Source organism: Nocardia thraciensis (genome assembly GCF_054782435.1).
Genome location: NZ_BAAGSM010000039.1, coordinates 187,096 through 209,632, shown reverse-complemented (window position 1 = coordinate 209,632; position 22,537 = coordinate 187,096). Strand labels below are relative to the sequence as shown.

23 protein-coding genes are annotated in these 22,537 nt (G+C 69.5%); 9 read left to right on the top strand and 14 right to left on the bottom strand.

Features of this window, described 5'->3' with window-relative positions; genetic code table 11:
* Window positions 1-130 precede the first annotated feature (130 nt).
* The 6 genes from ACYVLQ_RS25805 to ACYVLQ_RS25780 form a co-directional block, all read right to left on the bottom strand.
* On the bottom strand, window positions 131-925 hold the full coding sequence (locus ACYVLQ_RS25805) for an aldose epimerase family protein (RefSeq protein ID WP_460700100.1): 795 nt from the start codon (window positions 923-925) through the stop codon (window positions 131-133).
* A gap of 133 nt (window positions 926-1,058) precedes the next feature.
* Complete coding sequence (locus ACYVLQ_RS25800) at window positions 1,059-1,655, bottom strand: TetR/AcrR family transcriptional regulator (protein ID WP_460700099.1); 597 nt, start codon at window positions 1,653-1,655, stop codon at window positions 1,059-1,061.
* A gap of 139 nt (window positions 1,656-1,794) precedes the next feature.
* Window positions 1,795-2,856, bottom strand: coding sequence for a divisome protein SepX/GlpR (gene sepX / locus ACYVLQ_RS25795; RefSeq protein WP_460700098.1), 1,062 nt, complete (start codon window positions 2,854-2,856; stop codon window positions 1,795-1,797).
* A gap of 225 nt (window positions 2,857-3,081) precedes the next feature.
* Window positions 3,082-3,732 carry a GNAT family N-acetyltransferase gene (locus ACYVLQ_RS25790; protein ID WP_460700097.1) on the bottom strand — a complete coding sequence of 217 codons (651 nt, stop codon included), beginning with the start codon at window positions 3,730-3,732 and terminating at the stop codon, window positions 3,082-3,084.
* Between the two features lie 9 nt (window positions 3,733-3,741).
* Window positions 3,742-4,995 carry a molybdotransferase-like divisome protein Glp gene (glp, locus tag ACYVLQ_RS25785; RefSeq protein ID WP_460700096.1) on the bottom strand — a complete coding sequence of 418 codons (1,254 nt, stop codon included), beginning with the start codon at window positions 4,993-4,995 and terminating at the stop codon, window positions 3,742-3,744.
* Window positions 4,996-5,059: 64 nt separating this feature from the next.
* Window positions 5,060-6,004 (bottom strand): UTP--glucose-1-phosphate uridylyltransferase, encoded by a 945-nt coding sequence (locus tag ACYVLQ_RS25780; protein ID WP_460700095.1) that lies wholly within the window; start codon window positions 6,002-6,004, stop codon window positions 5,060-5,062.
* Window positions 6,005-6,483: 479 nt separating this feature from the next.
* Between ACYVLQ_RS25780 and ACYVLQ_RS25775 the strand changes: the two genes are divergently transcribed.
* The 4 genes from ACYVLQ_RS25775 (at window position 6,484) to mscL (ending at window position 8,873) form a co-directional block, all read left to right on the top strand.
* Window positions 6,484-7,092, top strand: coding sequence for a 5-formyltetrahydrofolate cyclo-ligase (locus tag ACYVLQ_RS25775; RefSeq protein WP_460700094.1), 609 nt, complete (start codon window positions 6,484-6,486; stop codon window positions 7,090-7,092).
* 69 nt (window positions 7,093-7,161) lie between these two features.
* Window positions 7,162-7,470 (top strand): FmdB family zinc ribbon protein, encoded by a 309-nt coding sequence (locus ACYVLQ_RS25770; RefSeq protein WP_460700093.1) that lies wholly within the window; start codon window positions 7,162-7,164, stop codon window positions 7,468-7,470.
* A 130-nt stretch (window positions 7,471-7,600) separates the two neighbouring features.
* A complete protein-coding gene (locus tag ACYVLQ_RS25765) occupies window positions 7,601-8,284 on the top strand; it encodes an SAF domain-containing protein (protein WP_460700092.1) in 684 nt (227 codons plus the stop codon).
* A gap of 145 nt (window positions 8,285-8,429) precedes the next feature.
* Window positions 8,430-8,873: a large conductance mechanosensitive channel protein MscL gene (gene mscL / locus ACYVLQ_RS25760; RefSeq protein WP_460700091.1), complete on the top strand. Its 444-nt coding sequence runs from the start codon at window positions 8,430-8,432 to the stop codon at window positions 8,871-8,873.
* Window positions 8,874-8,978: 105 nt separating this feature from the next.
* Here the strand turns inward: mscL and ACYVLQ_RS25755 are convergent, their stop codons facing one another.
* The 7 genes from ACYVLQ_RS25755 to ACYVLQ_RS25725 all read right to left on the bottom strand — a co-directional run bounded on the left by ACYVLQ_RS25755 (window position 8,979) and on the right by ACYVLQ_RS25725 (window position 15,370).
* Complete coding sequence (locus tag ACYVLQ_RS25755; protein ID WP_460700090.1) at window positions 8,979-9,659, bottom strand: MspA family porin; 681 nt, start codon at window positions 9,657-9,659, stop codon at window positions 8,979-8,981.
* Between the two features lie 60 nt (window positions 9,660-9,719).
* Window positions 9,720-10,397: an MspA family porin gene (locus tag ACYVLQ_RS25750; protein WP_068014853.1), complete on the bottom strand. Its 678-nt coding sequence runs from the start codon at window positions 10,395-10,397 to the stop codon at window positions 9,720-9,722.
* 409 nt (window positions 10,398-10,806) lie between these two features.
* Entirely contained in the window at window positions 10,807-11,028 is a 222-nt protein-coding gene (locus ACYVLQ_RS25745; protein ID WP_460700089.1) for a hypothetical protein, read from the bottom strand.
* Window positions 11,025-11,519 (bottom strand): MogA/MoaB family molybdenum cofactor biosynthesis protein, encoded by a 495-nt coding sequence (locus tag ACYVLQ_RS25740; protein ID WP_460700088.1) that lies wholly within the window; start codon window positions 11,517-11,519, stop codon window positions 11,025-11,027. The genes ACYVLQ_RS25745 and ACYVLQ_RS25740 overlap by 4 nt, the downstream gene beginning before the upstream one ends.
* Before the next feature lie 95 nt (window positions 11,520-11,614).
* The gene (locus tag ACYVLQ_RS25735) at window positions 11,615-13,132 is read right to left on the bottom strand and encodes a S1C family serine protease (RefSeq protein ID WP_460700087.1); all 1,518 of its coding nucleotides are present in this window, start codon (window positions 13,130-13,132) and stop codon (window positions 11,615-11,617) included.
* 71 nt (window positions 13,133-13,203) lie between these two features.
* Window positions 13,204-14,601 (bottom strand): ATP-binding protein, encoded by a 1,398-nt coding sequence (locus ACYVLQ_RS25730; protein WP_460700190.1) that lies wholly within the window; start codon window positions 14,599-14,601, stop codon window positions 13,204-13,206.
* Window positions 14,602-14,680: 79 nt separating this feature from the next.
* Window positions 14,681-15,370, bottom strand: coding sequence for a response regulator transcription factor (locus ACYVLQ_RS25725; RefSeq protein ID WP_460700086.1), 690 nt, complete (start codon window positions 15,368-15,370; stop codon window positions 14,681-14,683).
* Between the two features lie 436 nt (window positions 15,371-15,806).
* On the opposite strand from ACYVLQ_RS25725, the gene ACYVLQ_RS25720 reads away from it, so the two are divergent.
* From ACYVLQ_RS25720 to ACYVLQ_RS25700, 5 genes are read left to right on the top strand one after another with little or no spacing between them, the layout of a single operon-like run.
* The gene (locus ACYVLQ_RS25720) at window positions 15,807-18,995 is read left to right on the top strand and encodes an ATP-binding protein (protein ID WP_460700085.1); all 3,189 of its coding nucleotides are present in this window, start codon (window positions 15,807-15,809) and stop codon (window positions 18,993-18,995) included.
* Window positions 18,992-19,396, top strand: coding sequence for a roadblock/LC7 domain-containing protein (locus ACYVLQ_RS25715; RefSeq protein WP_068014869.1), 405 nt, complete (start codon window positions 18,992-18,994; stop codon window positions 19,394-19,396). Before ACYVLQ_RS25720 ends, ACYVLQ_RS25715 begins: the two co-directional genes overlap by 4 nt.
* 8 nt (window positions 19,397-19,404) lie before the next feature.
* Window positions 19,405-19,779 carry a DUF742 domain-containing protein gene (locus ACYVLQ_RS25710; protein ID WP_068014872.1) on the top strand — a complete coding sequence of 125 codons (375 nt, stop codon included), beginning with the start codon at window positions 19,405-19,407 and terminating at the stop codon, window positions 19,777-19,779.
* Window positions 19,780-19,813: 34 nt separating this feature from the next.
* Window positions 19,814-20,398 carry a GTP-binding protein gene (locus ACYVLQ_RS25705; RefSeq protein ID WP_460700189.1) on the top strand — a complete coding sequence of 195 codons (585 nt, stop codon included), beginning with the start codon at window positions 19,814-19,816 and terminating at the stop codon, window positions 20,396-20,398.
* A gap of 21 nt (window positions 20,399-20,419) precedes the next feature.
* The gene (locus ACYVLQ_RS25700) at window positions 20,420-21,217 is read left to right on the top strand and encodes an MHYT domain-containing protein (protein WP_460700084.1); all 798 of its coding nucleotides are present in this window, start codon (window positions 20,420-20,422) and stop codon (window positions 21,215-21,217) included.
* Between the two features lie 350 nt (window positions 21,218-21,567).
* Here the strand turns inward: ACYVLQ_RS25700 and ACYVLQ_RS25695 are convergent, their stop codons facing one another.
* Window positions 21,568-22,230 carry a hypothetical protein gene (locus tag ACYVLQ_RS25695; protein WP_460700083.1) on the bottom strand — a complete coding sequence of 221 codons (663 nt, stop codon included), beginning with the start codon at window positions 22,228-22,230 and terminating at the stop codon, window positions 21,568-21,570.
* Window positions 22,231-22,537: the final 307 nt, after the last annotated feature.

The window sequence follows — 22,537 nt, the reverse complement described above, 5'->3', positions numbered from 1 at the left end:
GATGCACCTGTCCTGCCGGACCGAGGAGTGCCCGAGACGGCGGGCCGCGGTCCGGACCTTGGTCGAGGCCGGACACCTGGTTCCCGACTCCTCCCGCGTCCGGTGAGCCCGTGCGCCCGGCCCACCCTGCTCAGCCGAGCGGGCGCCAGCCCCACGACATCTCGGCGACCAGCGGTGCGTCCGGTGAGACCACCCGCGGCGCGGTGTTCAGCCCGTTCGGCGGGCCCGACTGCGGCTCGACGCACACCGTGTCGGTGGGGAGGTCGTACACCACCACCCACCGCAGCGGGCTGCGTACGGTCAGTTCGAGACTTCCCGGCCAGGTGAGTGCGACCAGCACACCGTCGGGCATCCCGAAGCAGTCGTCCCACGGGCCCGGCAGCGGGGTGATGCGGTTGCCGTCGGGCAGGTAGTCCGGGCCGCGCTTCTCCTGCCACGCCGGGGCGAAGTCGATCTCGACCGCGGTGCCCTCGAGTCCGAGGCGCCGTTCGAACCACGGATGCCAACCGACCTGCGCGGGAAAGGATTCCGACGCCGATTCGACGCTCATGCGGAACGTGGCCGATTCGCCGGTCAGCGCGAACGACTGAATGACCCGCCCGGCGAACGGCCAGGGCTCCCGAAGCTCCTGGGCGAGAACAACTTCGGCCTCCGTGCGCCGCACCACCTCCCACGGGTGGTCGCGCACCGTGCCGTGGATGGCGTGCGGTTCGGCATTGCGGGGCAACTGGTAGGCGCGCCCCTCCCAGCGCAGGACGCCGTCGCGCATGCGCCCGCACCAGGGCGCCATCGGAAAGCTGCCGAAGCGTGCGCCGGTGCGCAACACCTCGAGATCACCGATCCGGAAGCGCGCGATACGACCGGTGGCCGCATCGACCACCATCCGGGCCGCGCCCGCAACCAGTTCCACGCCCTCGTCAGCCACCCTCGACACCTCACCTCGCGTCACCCGCCCAGCATGTCACACCCAACCAGCGCTTTCCCGCACCCCTGGTGCACTCTCGCACCCGCTCCAGCACGTGTGGGGGGTGCGTGGTCGTGCGCGGAGTGCGTGAATTTCAGCTACCGGCCCAAGCGGTGGTCCAGGCGCGGGCGATGCGGGTGGCGCGGGCGGAGGGCATGCGATCGGGTTCGGTGAGGATCGCGATGGTGACGCCGTCCAGGAGGCCGAGGAGTTCGGCGGCGGCGTCGGCGGCATCGTCGGCGCGCGACGGGTTGACCGCGGCGAGAGTGCGGGCGAGCAGGCCCTCGATAGCGCTCCACTGCCCGCGGTGCAGGGCGGCGATCTCCGGATCGTGCGCGGCGCGGGCGACCAGCGCGAGCCAGACGCGCGCGAGGACGTCGTCGGGGCCCGGAGCGATGAGCAGGTCGACCAAGCGGGCCAGGCGCTCCCGGGGCGGCAGGCCGACGGCGTTCGAGGCCGCGAAACGGCGGGCCGCCTCGTCGCGGACGTGCTCCCAGACCCGTTGCAGTAGATCGTTTTTCGTCGAGAAGTAGTACTGCACCGTGCCGATCGAGACCCGGGCGCGCGCGGCCAGGGTGCGGATGCTGACACCCTCGATACCGTCCTCGGCGATCACCTCGGCCAGCCGGTCGAGCAGTTCGCGGCGCCGGTCGATCGTCTCGGCGGTCGGCACCGCTTTCCTGGCGCCCATCAGGCCGACTCCTCTCGCGCCGATTGCGCACCTGATCGTAGTGCCAGCTGCCGCTCACGACCCCGCCGCACCATGGTCGCCGGGACGCGCACCGACGGCGCTCTGCCCCACCGATGCCTCGGCGCCGGCGGTTGGTTCCCTATTCCCCCGCGGCGCGGCGGATTTCGCCACCGGCGGCGCGGTTACGGGTGGCGCGGGCGGCGGCCGCGTCGAAGGGCTCCAGATGATCGAACGCGGCGTCCTCGTCATCGATGTCCAGCACCACGGCGCGGCGGCGCAGGACGCGGGCGGCATCGCGGTCGAGCGCCTCGTCCTCGTGGCGCGCCGGGCCGGGCTCGGCGTCCTCGGGACGCCGGCGGCCCCGCGACAGGCGCGCGGCGCGGCGACGGCGGATCTCCTCCTCCATATGCACCTGGCGGCGCAGGTAGATCAGGTACGCGGCGAGCGCCCCGACCGACAGCGCACACCCCCACCACAGCATCGGCGCCACGGCGAAGGCGAACGCGCCGAACATGAGCGCGCTCAGCGCCAGACCGAGGGCGGCGCGCTGCCGGAACCGGTAGCGGGCGCGGCGGGCGATCGCGTCGGACTCCGGGTCGTAGCCGCCGCGGCCGCGGCGGGTCGGCACGAAATCCTCGTCGGCGGAATCGGATTCGTCGATCTCGGGCAACAGCGCCGGGTCGGTGGCCGAGCGGGCCGGAGGGATGCGGGCCATCGCCGGGGAAGGTTGCTCGGCGTCGTACTCGGCGTCGTCGTGCACGTCGTCGGTTGCCGCGCCGTCGATCTCGGCATCGCTGATCTCGTCGTCGAAGTCGGCGTCCACCTCGGCGTCATCGATCTCGGCGTCGAGGATTTCACTGTCGGTATCGGCCGCTACCGGCTCGTCCGGATCGCGGTCGCGGGCGGTCTCGTCGTCGCGCTCGGTGACGGACTCATCGGCCGATGTCGTCATCCGATCCTCCGCATCATCGCCGTGGGAAAGCTTTCTGTGCACGCGGGTCGGCACCCAATCCGGGTCGGACTCGTGCCCGGCCGCCGGTCCCTTCTTCATGCGCCGCCTGGTGCCGCCGCGGTGCAGCACCCGGGTGGCCAGCGCGGCATCGGTCGTGCGCCGGATGCGCGGATGCCGGTCGGCGAGCATCGGGAACAGCACGAAGACCCAGAGCACGACCAGGCCGACCCACAAGATCGAATTCGGCATCGCGCTCGCACCTCCGTCCCCGCCTGGCTGATATCCCTTCGACGGTTTTCACCTCATCACCGGCGCAGCGTCCCGCCGCCGCGCCGGTCGCACCGCCGCCTCGTCGGGTCACTTCGCAGGCTCCCTTCCGGTAGCGCAGGACGCACCACCGACGTCCGTAGGCTAGTGCCGCGCCCCAGGAATATCCCGCAGGCGCGCCGCCCACACCCGTCACACGAGTAACATTCAGGACAACGTCGCTCGGCCCGCGCGGACCAGGCGTTCGACCACAGTGCCGGAGATTTCCTCGGTGGTCATCGCTACCAGCAGGTGGTCGCGCCAGGAGCCGTCCACGTCCAGGTAGCGGCGGAGCAGGCCCTCCTCGCGAAAGCCGACGTTGCGGAGCACGGCCTGGCTGGCCAGGTTCTCGGGGCGCACGGTCGCCTCCACTCGGTGCAGCCCGACCGGGCCGAAACAGTGGTCCAGGCCCATTGCCAGGGCGGCGGTGGCCACGCCCTGCCCGCCGACGTCCTTGGCGACCCAGTAGCCGATCCAGGCCGAGCGCAGGGCGCCGCGCACGATGTTGCCGACCGTCAGCTGGCCGGAGAACGACCCGTCGACCTCGATCACCAGCGGAATCATCGCCCCGCGGCGGGCTTCCGCCTTCAGGCTCGACCACAGCGAGGGCCAGTTGGACGGATGGTTGCGGGCCTCCCACGAACCGCGGCCGGTCGGCTCCCACGGCTCCAGGTGGTCGCGGTCGCGGACCCGGATCCGCGCCCACGCGGCGGCATCACGCAGGCGGATAGGCCGCAACGTGACCTGACCCGCGACCACCCGCACGGGACCCAGATGGGCGGGCCAGCCCGGGTGCTGAGCGGCCCGGAACACGTTCATGTCCACATCTCACCCGCGCTGGGCGAGAAAGGCGACCGGAACCTCGTCACCGGTGCGCACCTCGGTGACATCCGGTTCCAGCACGATCAGGCTGTTCGCCTCCGCCAGCGTGGACAGCAGATGCGACGAGCCGTTGCCGCCCAGCGGCTGCACGAGATACTCACCGGTCCGCTCATCGCGCATCAGTTGCGCCCGCAAATAACCGCGCCGACCGGGCATCGACACGATCGGCATGATGGTGCGCGCCCGCACCACCCGCCGCATCGGATGGCGCCGGCCCAGCGCGATCCGGATCAGCGGCCGCACCATCACCTCGAAGACCACCAGTGCGCCAACGGGATTCGACGGCAGCAGGAAGGTCGGCACCTCGTCGCGGCCCAGCCGCCCGAAACCCTGCACCGAACCCGGATGCATGGCGACCCGGGCGATCTCCAGTTCCCCCAGGCCCGCCAGCGACTCCCGAATCTGCTCGGAGGCCCAGCCGCCGACCGCACCGGCGATCACGACCACCTCGGAGCGCACCAGTTGCCCCTCCACCACATCGCGCAGCCGCCGGGGGTCGGCGCTGACGATGCCCACGCGGTTCACATCGGCCCCGGCGTCGCGGGCCGCGGCGGCCAGCGCGTAGGAGTTCACGTCGTAGACCTGGCCGGGGCCGGGCGTGCGATCGATGTCGACCAGTTCCCCGCCGATCGAGATCACCGACAGCCGCGGCCGCGGATGCACCAGCACCTTGTCGCGGCCCACCGCGGCCAGCAACCCCACCTGCGCGGCGCCGATGATGGTGCCCGCCCGGACCGCGATATCGCCCGGCTGCACATCGTCGCCGATGCGGCGCACGTAATCCCCCGAGCGCACGGGCTCGTACACCTTGATCCGGGCCCGCCCGCCGTCGGTGAAGTCCAGCGGCAGCACCGCGTCGGCCAGCGTCGGCAGCGGCGCGCCGGTGTCGACCCGCACGGTCTGGCGCGGTTGCAGGCGGATCGGCTGCCGCGACCCCGCGGCCACCTCGCCGACGACCGGCAGCGTCAGATCGATCGGATCGCCGCCCTCGTCGCGGATGTCGGCGCCGGCGCCCTGCACATCCACGCTGCGCACCGCGTATCCGTCGATCGCCGCCTGGTCGAACCCGGGTAACGGCCGCTCGGTGACGACATCCTCAGCACACAACAGACCCTGGGCCTCGGAGATCGCGACCCGGACGGGCCGCGGGGCGACGGCCGCCGCGGTCACCTTGATCTGCTGGTCCTCAACCGAGCGCATGCAGCCCTTCCCTCATATGTCCGGCGTCCCTCGACCCCGCACGACGAGAATCCGGGCTGCCCCGTCACTCGGACGAGGTCAGCTGCGGATTCCAGTCGGGAGCGAGCCGACGCTCCAGCCACTCACGCAGCGCGGGGCCGTATTCGTCTCGCTCCAAAGCGAAATCGACCGCAGCACGAAGATAACCGCCCGGGTTGCCCAGGTCGTGGCGCGACCCACGGTGCACCACAACATGAACCGGGTGGCCCTCGTCGATCAGCAGCGAGATCGCGTCGGTGAGTTGCAGCTCACCGCCCGCGCCGGGCTCGATCCGGCGCAGCACGTCGAAGATCGCGCGATCGAGCAGATAGCGTCCGGCCGCCGCATAGGTCGACGGCGCGTCGGCCAGCTCGGGCTTCTCCACCATGCCCTTGACGCGCAACACATTCGGATTCGCCGCATCGGGCACCGTGGCCACGTCGAAGACGCCGTAGGCGCTCACCTGGTCCTTGGGCACATCGATGGCGCACAGCACCGAACCGCCGCGCTTGCGCCGCACCCGGGCCATCACCTCGAGCACGCCGCTGGGCAGGACCAGGTCGTCGGGCAGCAGCACGGCGAGCGCGTCCTCGTCCGCGTCGAGTACCTGCTCGGCCTGGGCCACCGCGTGGCCGAGCCCCAGCGGCTCCTCCTGTACCACCGACGTCACGTCCAGCAAGCCCGGCGCCTTGCGCACCTTCTCCAGCAGGTGGAACTTGCCCCGCTCCTCGAGGGTGCTCTCCAACATCAGGTCCTCGACGAAATGCGCGACCACTCCGTCCTTGCCGGGCGAGGTCACGATCACCAGACGACCGGCGCCGGAATCGGCGGCCTCGGCCGCGACCAGCTCGATGCCGGGCGTGTCCACCACCGGCAGCAATTCCTTCGGCACCGTCTTGGTCGCGGGCAGAAATCGCGTCCCGAGTCCGGCCGCGGGCACCACCGCCGTGCGGAAACAGGCCTGCGAGGGCTGCAAACCACCGTCACTCATAAGCGCACACCCTATCCATGCAGTCGTCGGCCGATGCGGCCCCGCAGCGGCCTCGCGTCCCCGAGAGCCTAAGGGGCAATTCGGTGGGGAGCGCGTCGAACCTGGTGCGCGGGATCCGCTGTCGTACCACGCCAGCCGGTGGACCGGCCGCGGTGGCCGCACGTGGGCCACGCCGGGCTCCCGCACATCGAGCAACCCTCCGCGCGCCCCTAGGCGTTCGAAGTTGGTTGGGTTAATACCCGCCGACCTGCGACGAAAACATATTTCGGCGCGAGCTGGGCACATCGTCACGTTTGCCCGGCCGAGCGGTCAGGCCGGTTGCGCGACGGTTGGCGCCCGGGCCGGGTCGGGGCAACCGCGGATCCCGCCCGGGCGCGAGTCCATGGCCGAGCTTCCGGGCCCCGGTTCGGCGAACCGGCCGAAACCGCGACGTTCGGCCTCGTGGCGGCGCCCGGAACGCGCTGCTTAAGGTGACCGATGTGCAGGAACCCGGCTCGTGGGACAAACAGGCGTGGCGTGCGGAACTGCTGGCGCGCCGCGCGGCGGTGGAACCGGCTGTGCGCGAGGTCGAGTCGGCCGCGCTGACCGCAGCCGTCGCGCACCTGGGCGCGCGGTGGCCCGGAACCGAGTGGATCGCCGCCTACGTGCCGATTCGCGGCGAACCCGGGTCGACGGCGATGCTCGACGCGCTGCGTGCCACCGGATCTCGCGTCCTGCTGCCGGTGACCGGGCCGCCGGGCCCCCTGGACTGGGCCGAATACAGCGGCGCGGACTCGCTGCGGCCCGCCCGCTTCGGGCTGCTGGAGCCCACCGGCGTCCGAATGTCGCCCGCCGCAATCGAATCGGCCGCGGTGATTCTGGTCCCGGCACTCGCCGTGGACCGCCGCGGTGTCCGGCTGGGCCGCGGCGCGGGCTACTACGACCGCACCCTGCCCGCGGCCGACCCCGCCGCCGCGCTGATCGCGGTCGTGCGGGACGATGAGCTGGTACAACGACTGCCCGAGGAATCGCACGATCGGCGCATGGGCTGGGCGCTGACCCCCGGCGGCGGACTGCGCCGATTGGGTGGCCGGTCGGACGGGAATTAATGTCGAATTGGCTATGTTGGCACTGTCGGCTGTAGAGTGCTAAGCGGCAGAGACTGTGGAGGTTCGCAAGTGCCTACTTACTCGTATCAGTGCACGCAGTGCGGCGATAAGTTCGACATCGTTCAGTCGTTCTCCGACGACGCCCTGACCACCTGCGAGAAGTGCAGCGGTAAGTTGCGCAAGCTCTTCAACTCGGTCGGCATCGTGTTCAAGGGCAGCGGCTTCTATCGCACCGACAGCCGCAACGGCTCATCGACGGCGAGCGAGCCCGCCAAGGCCAAGGAGTCCTCCTCGTCGAGTTCGGAATCGTCGAGCGGCTCCTCCGCCGCCGCGACCTCCAGCAGCTCCAGCTCCGCCAAGACCGATTCGGCCGCCTGATCCGGCGCCCTCCGGCGGGCGAGTTGTCCACAGCCGCATCGTTATCCACAGCCGCATCGTTATCCACAGCCCGGCGATGACCAGCTGATTTCCGGTAGGCACGACCGCGGGCGGCCGTAGCGTGCCGGTCATGAAGCGATCGCGCCCCGATCCCCACCTCGGCCGCGGACCGCGCTGGGACCTGGCGATTCGGTACCGGCCGGCCTGGGCCGACGCCACCGCGGCGCGCCGCCTGCTCGCCGCGGTACTCGCCGTGCTGGCCGGTGCTCTGTACCTGCGCGGCAACCCCCGGACCGAACAGGTGGAGGTGGTCGTCGCCGCGCGCGATCTGGCCCCCGGCCGGATCCTGGACAGCGCCGATCTACGCCGCGCGCCACGCCCCGCCGGAACCCTGCCCGAAGGCGCCGCCCGCGACCTCACGCCGCTGCTCGGCGCGACCGCGACGGGTGCCGTGCGCGCCGGGGAGATACTCACGGACCTGCGCGTGATCGGGCCGCGCCTGGCCGCCGCGGCCGCCGGGACGCCCGAGGCGCGCATCGTGCCGATTCGCCTGGCGGACAATGCCGTTGCCGACATCTTGCGCGCTGGCGACCGGGTCGACGTGGTGGCGGCCGAGGAGTCCGCCGCGGGCGGCAGCCACGGCGCCGGTCCGCCCCGCACGCTCGCCGTCGACGCCGCGGTGGTCCTGATCGCGGGCACGGGTAAGACGCGCGGACCCGAAGACCGCATCGTGCTGGTCGCGCTGGACGCCACCCGGGCGGCCGCGGTCGCCGCCGCCTCGCTGCACACCGCGCTGACCGTGGTCTTCCACTAGGTTCATCAAGATCGCCGAACATTTGCTTCGGAACTCCGATAGCATCCGAGTTACCCGAACCGAAACCAGTCATCCACCGCGTCCAACGCCGCTACCAGCCCTTATTCTCGATCCGCAGGGGCGCGGTGATGAGACAGGAGCCGCAATGCTGAAGGGTTTCAAGGAATTCCTGCTGCGCGGGAATGTGATCGACTTGGCGGTCGCGGTCGTGATGGGCACCGCCTTCGTCGCGATCGTCACGGCATTCACCAACGGGATCATCAACCCGTTGCTGGCCATCTTCGGCGACAGCGGCGAGGAACTGGGCTGGGGCGTCCAGTTGGTGGCCGACAAACCCGCAACCTTCATCGCGATCGGTCCGATCGTCACCGCGGCGCTCAACTTCCTGATCATCGCGGCGATCCTCTACTTCGTGCTCGTGATGCCCGCCGCCAGGTTCAAGAAGCGCTGGGGCGCCGCCTCCAAGGACGAGGCCAACGAACTCGAGCTGCTGCGCGAAATCCGCGATCTGCTCGCCGAGAACAGCCGGAGCGCGGGTGGCAGGCACGAGTCCCGAACAGAACAGCGTCTGAACGAGAGCGACTTCTGATCGCGAACGAGTTCGGCCACGAACGAACGGTGGGCCCGGCGCCCAGGGCACCGAGCCCACCCACGAGATGACGTCTCCGTCGTTCCGGCATGCGCCGGACCGGGATCAGCCGAGGCTGAAGGGCTGGCCCCACACCGTCACCCAGCTGATGACGTTGTCGGTCTCGACCTCCACGTTGACGAACGAGCGCGCCTGCGCGTAGCCGCCACAGCCGCTCAGGCCGATGGTGGAGTCGGCCCAGGACACCGAACCGCTGCTGCCCTTGAACTTGTTGCGCTTCTTGTGCGACTCGTTGCCGAAGTCGTCCGCCTGCTCGAGATCGAGGATGTAGAACGACTGCGCCTGGCCGGGTCCGAGGGTCAGGTCACCGCCGCCGCTGCCCTTGATCGACGGAGTGACATTGCCTTCGCTGTCCCACTCGGCGCCGGCCTCGGGTCCGCCGTTGACGCCGCCGCCGTCGATGTTGACCTGGCAGCCCACGACATAGCCGGGGAAGATCGAGCCACCGGTGGCGGTGGTGTCACCGGAGATGTCCACGTGCGCGGTTCCGGAGACCCACGCGTTGCGGTGCACCGGGGTCGAGCCCATCGACGGGTTGATGTTCGCCGACTCGCCGTCGACATAGACGTGCACCACGGTGCCGTCGGACAGGGTCTTGGTCAGGTCGGCGCCCGGCAGCGGCACGAACGTGTCGGCATTGGCGGCGCCGGTGGAGAACAGGCCCAGGGCGGCGGTGGCGACAGCGCCGATACCGGCCGCGCGAACCACGGACTTTCGGATGTTCATAATTTGGTCCCTCGAGGGTGAATCGCTTTACGCGGGAATGGAATTGGCGGAATCGAAACGTCAGCCGATGGAGAACGGCTGCCCGTAGAGGGTGGTCTTCGAGTAGTGGTTACCGACGACCTCGACCACGGTGTACGACCGCGCCTGGGCATAACCCGCGCAGTTCTGGATCTGAATCTCCGCATCCTGATACTCGACCGAGTAGCGGCCGGGCTTGGTGATGTCCTTGTAGTCGATCTGGACGAACTTGACCTCGCCGGGGCCCAACTCCAGGCCGATGGAACCGCCGATGCTGGCATCGGTCATGCTGATCCCGCCGGAGATTCCGGCCGAGATGGCGTCGGAGCCGATGTTGACCTGGCAGCCCACGATGTAGCCGCTGTTGACCTGGGACGTGCCGTGCGTGGACGAGTTGTTCGTCCCCGGCGAATTGAGCGGCCCGTTGTTCGGACCGACGGTGGACTCGGGAGCGTTCGGGACGTCGGCGATCGCGTTGCCCGACACCCAGACGGTGCGCCCGGCGCCGTTGGCCGCCAACGACGGTGAGATGGTTGCGTGCTCTCCGGTGCGGGTGATCACAACGCCGTTCGGACCCGCCTTCTGGCCGTCCGGCAACGGCACGAAGGTGTCGGCGTTGGCAGCACCGGTGGAGAACAGGCCGATGGCCACGGCTGCGGCCGCGCCGATGCCCGCGAAACGGGCACCACGCCGCAGACCGATGGTGCGGTTCTCGCTCATACTTCCCCTCATCAGGTTTTCTAACGTCAGCCTCGACCATCGAGGCTGAAAAGCGGTCCTTTCAGGCCCAGCTCAGTTTGTCGCTGGTTTGTTGCCGCCATGTAACCGACGACGAACTTCCGGCAACGACAACCAACGGTCGGGACCGGGCTATGTCCCGCTGAGGTCGGCGCCGGCACGCCTTCCTCAAGCCGTTGGGAACCGCAGGTGGAGCAGCCCAAAGTTGGACATTAAACGCACCGGCGAGGGCGTGACAACGTAAGACCCTGTAAAGGAGGTGTGATCTGGATCACATCAACTGGGCATACCCATCACGATTTACGCATAAATGCTGTGAGTGCTCGGATTCGAGCGGATTACGCGGACGTGGCGCATCTGAGCCGTCGTAATAGCTCCGTAATACGCGGAGTCAGCCGTGATGAGGGGGCACCTGCGAGCGCAACCACTCGTCCGACGCCTCCGGTCGCTCGCCATCGGGACCGCGCTCGTCACTGGTTGTTTGCGGGAGGGTGTCGCCGAAGATGCGCGCCAGCCTGGCGGCCTCCGCCGAGGAACGCGAACGGCCCCGGGCCGGGCCGTCGGAACGGCGCGGGCTCGGGGCCGGATGCTCCTCGCGCGGTGTGTCGGTCACTCTTCCAATCCGGACAGTTCGTTGATGACCCGGGAGACCAGCGGCCCCAGGGTGGCCATGCCGTCGCGCACCGCGGCGCGGGTGCCGGGCAGATTGACCACCAGCGTGCTTCCGGACACCCCGGCCAGGCCCCGCGACAGCCCCGCGTCGAGGGAACCCGCGGCTAGCCCCGACGAGCGCAGCGCCTCGCAGATGCCCGGCAGCTCGCGGTCGAGCACCTCGGAGGTGGCCTCCGGGGTGACGTCGCGCGGGGACATGCCGGTGCCGCCTACGGAGATGACCAGATCGACGCCGCCGATGACCGCGGTGTTGAGCGCGTTGCGAATCTCGACCTCGTCCATGGCCACCGAGACCGTGGCATCGACCAGGAATCCGGCCTCGGCGAGCAGCTCGGTCACCAACGGCCCCAACGAATCCACCCCGCCGTGCGCGGTTCGGTCGTCGACGACCACGACAAGGGCACGGCCGGCGACAGCGGCATCGATTTCCATGCTGCTCACCGTAGCGTCCACCGCCGACATCGGCGCAGTGTCCCCTGGTCCGGAACGGCGGTCGGCCAGGACCGAGAGCGGGCGTGGGCGGTCGATCATCGGGGACCACCGTCCGCGGGCGCGGCGGCCAGCGCCACCTCGACGGTCTTCGGGTTCTGCCCCTTGTCATCGGTATAGGTGACCTTCACCTTGTCGCCGGGCTGATGCGACCGAACGGCGGCCACCAGCGCGTTACCGGAGTCGATGACCTGATCGTCGACCCTGGTCACCACCGACCCGGGCGGAATGCCCGCCTTCGCGGCCGGGCCGTCCGGCGTCACCTCGAGCACCCGGGCGCCGTTGATGTCGTCCGCCGGGCGCACCGACATGCCGATCTGGGCGTAGGTGGCGTGACCGGTCTTGATCAGCTGGTCGGCGACCCGGCGGGCCTGGTCGACCGGGATGGCGAAGCCGAGCCCGATCGAACCGCTCTGCTGACCCGTGAGTTCGGAGGACCCGAGCGTGGCGATCGCGGTGTTGATGCCGATGAGATTGCCGTTCATGTCGACCAGCGCGCCGCCGGAGTTGCCGGGATTGATCGGCGCATCGGTCTGGACCGCGGAGATCACCGAGCGGGTCGTCCCGCCGCCCTCCTCCCCACTGGTGGACACCGGCCGGTTCAGGGCCGAGACGATTCCGGTCGTTACGGTCCCGGCCAGGCCGAGCGGCGAGCCGACGGCCACTACCGACTGGCCGACCTGCAGATTCTGCGAGGCGCCCAGCTCGATCGGGGCGAGGCCCGACTTATCGGCCTTGATGACGGCCAGATCCGAGACCGGGTCGAGGCCGACGACGGAGGCGGAGGCCACGCTGCCATCGCTGAACTGCACCTGGATCTTCGCGTTCGGACCGGCGCCGCTGGCGACGTGGTTGTTGGTGAGGATCATCCCGTCGGAGGTCAGCACCACCCCGGAACCCTCGCCCTCGGCCCGCGCACCCGCGACGCGGATCATCACGACGCTGGGCACCACCCGCTGCGCCACCGCGGGCACTGTCCCGGCGGGAGCGTTGACGGCGGGCTGCCCGGCCTTGGGCGGTGGGGCGTTCAACGCATTGGTGGCCACCGAGTTGTTGTCGTCGGATCCGGTCACGAGCGCACCGACCGCGCCACCGATGCCGCCGCTGACCAGTGCCAGTACCACCGCTCCGGCCACCAGACCGGTGCGGCCCCGCCGCGGAGCGGGTCCGGCGGGCGGATAGGGCGGGATGGGCGCGGTGTGGTGGGCACCCGGATCGGCCGGGTACTGCGCGGTCACGGGTTCGGTCGGCTGTCCGCCGGGCGGACCGTACGGCGACTGCGGCGTGGGGGCGCCCTGCTCGGCGGGATTCGGCTGCGCCGCACCGGACTGCGGCTGGTCCGTCTGCGACATGCCCGGCTGCGGCTGGTTCGACTGCGCGGCCCACGGCGGGTTCGACTGTGGCGCAGCGGAATAGGGCTGGTTCGGCTGTGGTTCGTTGGGCACGGCTTTCGGGAACTCCTCGGTCGGCTGACGACCCGGTGCTTCGGGGTGCGAGCCCGGTCCGACCGGCGTCTCGGCCGACTCGTCCCGCCTGTCCTTCGAATCCTCGGTCATTTCTCTCGTTTCTCCTCGAGTCTGTCGCCCAGCTTGGTGACAAGGACTGAGAGCGGACTGAGACCGCGCTTTCAGTTCTCCGTGAGAGCCGGTGCGGCGCCCTCACCCGGCAATACGATGCGGATCAGGGCGCCGCCACGATCGGATGTGTCGATTGTGATGGTTCCACCGTGCTTAGTCACGACTTGCTTGACGATGGCGAGTCCCAGCCCGGATCCGGGCATCGAGCGGGAGGCGGTGGTCCGGTAGAAGCGCTCGAACACCAGCTCCCGCTCGTTGGGAGGAATTCCGGGGCCCGCGTCGTCGACGGTGAATTCCAGCAGGCCCGGGCCGGTTTCGCGCATATCGACGCGCACGCGCGCGCCCGCCGGGCTCCACTTCGCCGCATTGTCGAGCACGTTGAGGATCGCGCGCTCCAGCCCGGCCTCGTGCCCATAGACGAACCATGGGCGCAGTTCGGCGGCGAATTCGATGCCGGTGCGCCGGCGGCGCGCGCGCTCCAGGGCGCGCTCGGCCACCTCGCCCAGATCGACTCGCTCGTACACGGTTTCGGGGGCGTCCTCGCGGGCGAGATCCACCAGGTCGCCGACCAGCGTGGACAGCTCCTGGATCTGGGCCATGACATCGGCGCGCAGCTCCGCCATGTCCTGTTCGGGGATCGGCGGGGCGCCAGGGCGTTGCGAGGCGATCAGCAGTTCCATATTGGTGCGCAGCGACGTGAGCGGCGTGCGCAGCTCGTGACCGGCGTCGGCCACCAGCCTGCGCTGCCGCTCGCGGGATTCCGCGAGGGCGCGCAGCATGGTGTTGAAACTGTCGGTGAGCCGGGCGAGTTCGTCGTCACCGGCGACCGGTATCGGCGTCAGATCGTCGGTGCGGGCCACGCGCTCGGTCGCGGCCGTGAGCCGGGCGATCGGGCGCAATCCGGTGCGCCCCACCGTCGTTCCGGCGGCCGCGGCCAGCACGACACCGCAGCCACCGATGACGAACAGCAGCAGGGCCAGCCGGTCGAGAATTTCCTTGGTCGGCTGCAGCGACCGCGAAATTACCAGCGTGGCACCGGATTTCGTTCGTTTGGCGAGCACTCGCTGATTGTTCGCCGTGCGCAGCGAGGAATTCGACTTTCCCGCCGCCACCGCGGTTTCCGCCGCCCCGATCGGCGGATTCATCGGCTGCGGGGGAACATAGGCGTCGTCGAGACCCGGATATATGAGGGCGATCCCGATGTCGTTGGAATACACCGCGCTGAATCCGATGAGCGCCTGGAACCCCGTCTGATCGATACCGGTGTTGATCATCACGTCGGCGCGGTCGCGCAGCTGATTGTCCACGTCGGCATACAGCGCGCGGGCCACCATGGCGTAGGCCGCGATCGAGGTCACCGCGACGGCCACCGCCACCACCGAGGCCGCCAGCAGCGTTACCCGCCAGCGCAGCGAGACCGATCGGGTCAGCGGCATGGGCGGGCGCATCTCGTGCGCCTGGACCCGCGGCCGCAGGCCGGCGACCACCGGCTGACGCGGAACTGTCCTTCCCACAATTACGGCACTCCTACGGCGGCGTCTCGCGCAGCACGTAGCCGACGCCGCGCACGGTGTGAATCAGCCGGGGCTCGCCCTCGGCCTCGGTCTTGCGGCGGAGGTAGCCGATGTACACCTCGAGCGCGTTGCCGGAGGTCGGAAAGTCGTAGCCCCACACCTCCTCGAGGATGCGGCTGCGGGTCAGCACGCGGCGCGGATTGGCCATCAGCATTTCCAGCAGCGAGAACTCGGTGCGGGTGAGGCTGATGGCTCGTTCGGCGCGCGAGACCTCGCGGGTCACCGGGTCCAGCGACAGGTCGGCGAACGTCATCGTCTCCGAGGAGTCGGCGCCCGGATCGGCGGTGGTGCGGCGCAGCAGCGCGCGCAGCCGGGCCAGCAGTTCCTCCAGCGCGAACGGCTTGGGCAGGTAGTCGTCGGCCCCGGCGTCGAGGCCCGCGACCCGCTCGGATACCGAATCCCGCGCGGTCAGAACGAGAATCGGGAGATCGTCGCCGGTGCTGCGCAGCCGGCGACACACCTCGAGCCCGTCCAGCCGCGGCATCATCACGTCGAGCACCAGGGCGTCGGGCCGCTGGGCTCCCACCTTGTCGAGGGCGTCGATCCCGTCGACGGCCAAGTCGACGGTGTAACCGTTGAAGGTGAGCGATCGGCGCAGCGATTCCCGCACCGCGCGATCGTCATCGACAACCAGAATGCGCATGACTCTCAGTCTGACTGCAACGACTGAGAGTCGACTGAGAAGCAAACATCCGACACGCCGGGCCATCCTGGGGCGATGACCAGTCGCTTTGACGACGGGGCACCGGTCGGCCATCCGATGCCTTGCGAAACATGTTGTGTGCAGCAAGAATCGCCGTTCACGGGAGTCGATCTCCGAATTGCCGTCCCCGACTCCACACGGTATGTTGCCTGCCGTAAAAGAAGACCTCCAGTTGGTTCTGCGCGGGTTCCGCCCCACGAAGACCGCTACATCCTGGCAACGAATTCCAGCCTCGAGTCGGAGCTTTCCGGGCTGCGGCGGGGATTGTGGTCGGTACCCGTTCGAGTGGACCGGAGGGCCATAAGCAAGCGGAGGCGACACAAGCGGGATGGGCAATGCACCGCGGCCGTGGCAGAGGAGTCTGTCCAACCTGTCCGTGACGAGCAAGGTCGGCATCGTCCTGCTGTTGCCCGTCATCCTCGCCTCGGCATTCGGCGTGTTGCGCATCAAGGATGAGCTGTCCACGATCTCGCAGTTGAATACGGCCAGTGAGCAGGCACGGATCATCCGGCCGATGCTGAACTACAGCACGGCCGCCAACCAGCTCGCGGTCACCGCGGCGGCCAGCGGAGGCCCCGGGGACCGCAGCTCGCAAACGGCACTGGACCAGGACGCCGCCCAGTTCGACCAGGCCCTGGCCGATCTGCAGGCGGCGCTGCAGGTTTCGCAGCTCGACAAGCGCGTGACCACCGCGATCACCAACGCCCTGGCCGCCGGGCGCACCCTGCGCGACAGCCGCAACGGCACCGCGCCGTTCCAGATCGGGCGGCAGGCCGACGAGGTCTCCACCCATATCGACACCGCGATCACCGCGCTGCCTACCCCCAAGGAAACCGCCATCGAGCGGTACTACGTGCAGATGGGCGTCATCGCCATCGCGCGGCAGATGTTCACCCAGGAACAGCTGTGGATCATCAGCGGGGATCTCGGCAACAATCCGGCACTCGTGGCCCAGGCGCTGCTGTCGGCCGGTGGCGAGTCGGCCACCATCCACCAGTATTCGGCCGTGTACCCCGAGACGGCCGAGAAGCCCGACGTGCTGCTCGCCGCGCTGCAGACCCGCGTCGACGCCCTCAGTCAGGGCACGGCCGAACCGATCAGTGTGCCCGGGGTCGCCGAATCGCTGCAGACCAGCGCGAACATTTACGCCGACTCCACCGATCGCCTGGTGGATCTGATCGACACCAGCCTGGCCGCGCGCCTGACCGACGCGCGCGGACAGGTGCTGCGCGATGTGGCGCTGGTGGTCGTCACGCTGCTCGCCGGGCTGGCGCTGGCCCTGGCGGTGGCCCGGTCGTTGGTGATCCCGGTGCGGCGGCTGCGGCGCGACGCGCTGCAGGTGGCCCACGAGGACCTGCCCGCCGAACTCGCGGTGGTGCGCGGCGGCGGCGCCACGCCGGAGATTGTCCCGGTGGACGTGCAGACCACCGAGGAGATCGGCCAGCTGGCCCGCGCCGTCGACGATATGCACCGCCAGGCCCTGCATCTCGCCGCCGACCAGGCGCGGCTGCGGCTGCAGATCAGCAGCATGTTCGAGACCCTGTCGCGGCGCAGCCAGTCGCTGGTCGAGCAGCAGCTGAATCTGATCGAGGACCTCGAGCGCGACGAGGACAACTCGGTGCGGCTGCAGAGCCTGTTCCGGCTCGACCACCTGGCCACCCGCATGCGCCGCAACGGCGACAATCTGCTGGTGCTGGCCGGTACCGCGCTGCGTCGCGGCCACCTGCCCCCGGTCCCGCTGTCGGACATGCTGTGGAGTGCGGTCTCGCAGGTGGAGGACTATCAGCGGGTCGAGATCGGCGCGGTGCCCGACCGCATCGTCGCCGGTGAGCCCGCGGTCGACATCGAGCATCTGCTGGCCGAGCTGATCGACAACTCGCTGCGCTATTCCCCGCCCACGACCCCGGTGGCGGTGTCGGTGACGCGCGCCGTGGACGGCGGCTACCTGATCGAGATCACCGACCGTGGCCTCGGCATGTCCGCGGACGATCTGCGCACCATCAACGAGCGGCTGGCGTCCGGTGGCGAGGTCACCATCGAAACCGCCCGCCGCATGGGTCTTTTCGTGGTCGGCCGGTTGGCCACCCGGCACACCATCACCGTCAGCCTGCGCCGCACGTCGGCCATGACGCACCAGTCCGGGATCACCGCCAGTGTGCACCTGCCGGGGCCGCTGGTCTCCCCCGCGCCGGACGCCGCCGGTGGGCCGCAGCCGATCACGGCGACCTTCGCCGCACCCGCGCCGCCGGAGACGACGGAATCGACCACGCCGCAGCGCTCCTCGAACGCCGGGCAGGCGGACTTCGGTTCGTTCGGGACGACCGGTTCGGGACTGCCCCAGCGGCGCCCGGCCGGGCCGGACGCCACGGGCGATGCCCCCGCCGATCCTTCCTTCGCGCTACCGCAGCGGGGCGCGCCCGATCGGCGTCCGGACGAAGACGCCGCCGCGCCTTGGCCGCCGCTGGCGTCGCCGGACGGCCCGACCCAGCATCTTCCGACGCTGAACATGGGCTCCGGAACCGACGAGCGCACCACCCCGGCCCGGTCCGAGGAGCACGACTACCTCGCCAACCGAGGGCCTTCGGAACCCGCGACCACCCCCGCTCGCGCCGGGGAACGCGACTACTTCGGCAACGAGGGCAACGCCCTCGGCAGCGAGCACGACTACCTCGCCGACCAGGATGTTCCGGCCCCGGCAGCCAAGTCCGCGGGGCCGGACGGCGCATGGGGAGACTCCGCGGAATCGGACGACGAGTGGGGAGATTCCGCGAGCCGGGCCGAGCAATGGAACGACCCGACGGACCGAGCTGAGAAATGGGACGACTCCGCAACCCCGGCTGAGCAATGGAACGACCCTGCAAAACCGGCTGGGCAGCGAAACGACCCCGCGACACCCGCCGAGCAGTGGGAAGACACCGGAACCCCGGCCGAACAGTGGAACGACCCCGCAACCCCCGCCGAACAGTGGGAAGACACCGGAACCCCCGCCGAACAGTGGAACGACCCCGCAAAACCGGCCGAACAGTGGAACGAGCCCGCAACCGCGGCCGAACAGTGGGACGATTCCGCGACTCCACCGAACGGCACCGCCGCATTGCCGAATCGGAACGCGGCGCTGCCCAGCCGGAATGCGGCATCGCCGAACCTTGCCGTCACGCGCGCGAATCAGGGTGCCGCACTGCCGAATCGGAACACCGCGTCACCCGAGGACTCCGACGCGGCGGCGGCCAAACCCGAACCCACGACGCCGATCTATCAGCGCATGGTGTCGGAGTGGCTGGTGGAGCCGTCGTCGAGCAGCCCGGCCGAGATGTGGAACTCCCCCGCCGACGAGGGCTGGGCCGCAGCCGCCGACGCCGTCCGGCCGCCGACCGATTCCCGCACCACCGGCGGGCTCCCGATCCGCCGCCCCGGAGCGCAGCTGGTGCCGGGCGGGCTGGCCCCGGCGACCGATGTCGGCGCCCCCGACCCGGAGGAGATCCGCAACAACTTGTCCAGGCATCTGAGTGGTGTCCGCAGCGGACGAGCCGATGCCCAGCACAACGACGACGGAGGCCCGAGATGACCGACACCGAGCAGACCACGGACGAGAACCTGAACTGGCTCGTCGACCGCTTCACCCGGGAGGTTCCCGGGGTCTCGCACGCGGTGCTCGTCTCGGCCGACGGCCTGCTCCAGGCCACCAGCCCGAACCTCCCGTCGGATCGGGCCGAGCAGCTGGCCGCCGTCACCGCGGGCCTGGCCAGCCTGTCCTCGGGTGCGGCGCAACTGTTCAACGGCGGCAAGGTGATGCAGTCGGTCGTCGATATGCAGCGCGGCTATCTGCTGGTGATGAGCGTCGGCAACGGCTCGCACTTAGCCGTGCTGGCCAACAAGCAGCACGACATCGGGCGCATCGGATACGAAATGGCACTGCTGGTCGACCGCGTCGGCGCGGTCGTACAAGCCACGGCGAGGGCGGTCTAGCGAACGCGATGTCCAACTTCCACGGGGCCGGGCCCGGCCGGCCCACCACTCGAGTCCGCCCCTACGCGCTGACCGCCGGGCGCACCCAGCCCGCGGTGGAGCTGCCGATGGAGGCGGTGATCGAGACGCTGCCCTACGCGAATCAGTTCGACTGGCCCGTCGGCGACGTTCGCACCGATATTCTGCGGCTGGGCGCCGCGCGGCTGTCGGTCGCCGAGATAGCGGCGCATCTGCAGCGGCCGCTCGGCATGGTTCGGGTGGTGATCGGCGACCTGGTGGTCGCTGGCACCGTGCGCGTGTACACCACCTTGAGCGATGATGCGAGCTTCGATGAGCGCCGATCCCTGATGGAAAGGACCCTGCGTGGACTCCGTGCCCTCTGATCCCGTGCCCGGTGCCGCACTCTCCGCCGCTGGGCTGGAGACTCCCACCGCATCCACCAAGATCGTGGTGGCGGGCGGGTTCGGCGCCGGAAAGACCACCTTCGTCGGCGCGGTCTCGGAGATCGTTCCGCTGCGCACGGAGGCCATGGTGACCGGCGTCTCCGACGGCATCGACGACCTGTCGGCCACCCCGGGCAAGGAAACCACCACGGTGGCCATGGATTTCGGGCGCATCATCCTGCCGGGAAATCTCACGCTGTATCTGTTCGGCACGCCCGGACAGCGCCGGTTCTGGTTCATGTGGGACGACCTGATCCGCGGCGCCATCGGGGCCGTGGTGCTGGTGGATACCCGCCGCCTCGAGGACAGCTTCGCCGTCGTCGACTTCTTCGAGGCCCGTTCGCTGCCGTTCCTGGTGGCGGTGAACCGGTTTCCGGACGCCCCACAGTTTCCGGTCGGCGAGTTGCGCGAGGCGTTGTCGATCCGCGAGGACGTGCCGGTCGTGGACATCGACGCCCGGGAGGCGAACGAGGTCCGGCGGTCGCTGGCCGCGGTGACCGAGTACGCGATCGCGCGCCTCACCGCCGCACAGCAACACCAGACCGTCGCACCGGGCTAGGCCGCCGGGGAAGGACCAACGATGATCTATTTCGCCATGGGCTACTGGGTGCTCGGCTTGGCCGCCGGTGTCGCGCTGACCGGGGGCGTGGTCGGCCTGGCGTGCGTGCGGCAGTCGACGCTGTCGGTCACCGCGCGCTTCCGGTTGGTGTGGCTCACCGCGGCGGCGGTATCCCTCGGCGGCGTCGGGACCTGGCTGGCGGTCTACGTCACCATGCTGGGCGTCGACGTGCCCACTGGCGATATGCACTACGACGTGGCGCAGATGGTGCTCGCGGCGTTCATCGCGGTGGCGGCGGTGCTGGCGGGCCTGCTCGTGCGCGGGCGCGTCCCGGACCCGAGGCGGCTGGCAGGGGGCGTCGCGGTGATGGGTCTGGGACTCGGTCTCATGCACTTTCTCGGCATGGGCGCCATCCGGGTGCAGGGCGCGGTCCAGGTGAATCCGTGGACCAGTGTCGGTGCGACCGTGATCGCCCTGGTGATCTCGTTCGGGGTGCTGTGGGCGACCGCGCGCTTCCGGCCGCTGCCCGTGCTGGTCGGCGTGGGGGTGCTGTTCGCGATCGCGGTCAACGCACTGCACTACGTCGGGCTGGCGGGCGTCGAGGTCCGGGTGGACCCGGCCGTGCTGCCGGCGTCGGGCGAGGTGCTGTTCACGCTGTTCGTCCCGGTGTTCGCCATCGGCACGCTGTCGCTCGCGATCCCGATCACCGCGATCCTGGTCGCCCCCGACCGCAGCCGCTCCCCCCGCCCGACCGTCCCAACTCCGGACGCCCCGCGCGAACGATCAGCCCAGCGGCGTGCCCCGTCTCCGGTTGGTTGATCCCGGCCAAAAGCATGCCGGGAAATGAGACGGATCAGCATGCCGGAATCGAAGTGGATGAGCATGCCGGAATCGAGGTGGATGAGCATGCCAGGAATCAAGACGGATCAGCATGCCAGGGAATGAGACCGATGAGCATGCCGGGAAACGGGTGGATGATCATGGCGGGAATCGAGACGGATGAGACAGGGGGGCTGAGCACGCTGGGAAGACGCTGAGCATTTCCGGGATCGGGACTGAATGTGCCTAGATGGCATGCGCGGGCGTGCACATTTGGAGGGCACGACGAACCGATGAGTTGGGCCGGACCGTTGTTCGGCGGTCCGGCCCTACTGCGTTGTGGACGGTGGTCAGCCCTGCGGCGCAGGCGCCGGGGTGTTGATTCGGTTGAAGTACTCGATGGCTACGGCGATGCCTGCCACGCCGCCGACGGTGATCATGCCTGCTGCGGCGCCGAGCGGGGCGGCCAGCGCGGCGCCGGTGAGGCAGCCGCCGATCGCACCCGGGATGATCAGGAACGGGGTGCCGACGAGTGCGCCCAGGGCGCAGCCCGCGCCGAGGCCGATGACGGTGCCGACCAGCGTGCCGATGCCGGTGGCCAGGGCGAATTCGGTGCCCGCGTTCGACATCGCATCGTCCATCTCCTCGCGGGAGGCGACGTCGTGCAGCATCGGGACCGAGTGGGCGGTGGCCGGGTCGACGCTCGGGGTCAACGTGATCTTGTTGGCGCCGTCAGCCTGGGCCGCGATCGGGTACTCCAGACCGTCCCTCAGGTAGCTCAGCGGAAAGCCAGCAACCACATTGCCCAGATTGTCGCGGACCTGTAGCTGATTGCCTTCGGTATCGATCGAACCGACGTCCGTCTGCAGCACCACCGACTTGTCGACCACGTTCGCGTTGTAGTGGATATCGGGATTGTCGACCGCCGCGGGCTGCGCGTAGGACGAACCGGCACTGATCCCAACAGCCGCAATGACCAGGGCGGATGTTGCGGCGAACTTCCTGAACTTCATACCCTCAAACACTTTCTGTCAGCAGTTGCGCCACCAACCTCCGGCGCGCGCAGGCTCGGAAAAATGAACCTGCCAGTAGGTTCACCTGAGATTATTACGGATTGGTAACATACTGTGCCGAAAGGTCGCCGGAGAAGTGCCGGACGTGTTAAGGGGCCGAAAATTCGGACACAAAACATGCTTCTGACGGGCTCAGCAAACTCTCAGCCTCTCTCCTGTGAGATGCGCTACAGCGATGCGCATCGAAGCCGCCCCGCGAGCAGTTCGCGCATGCGCCAGCGAGCGGCCTGCCACGCGAATTACACTG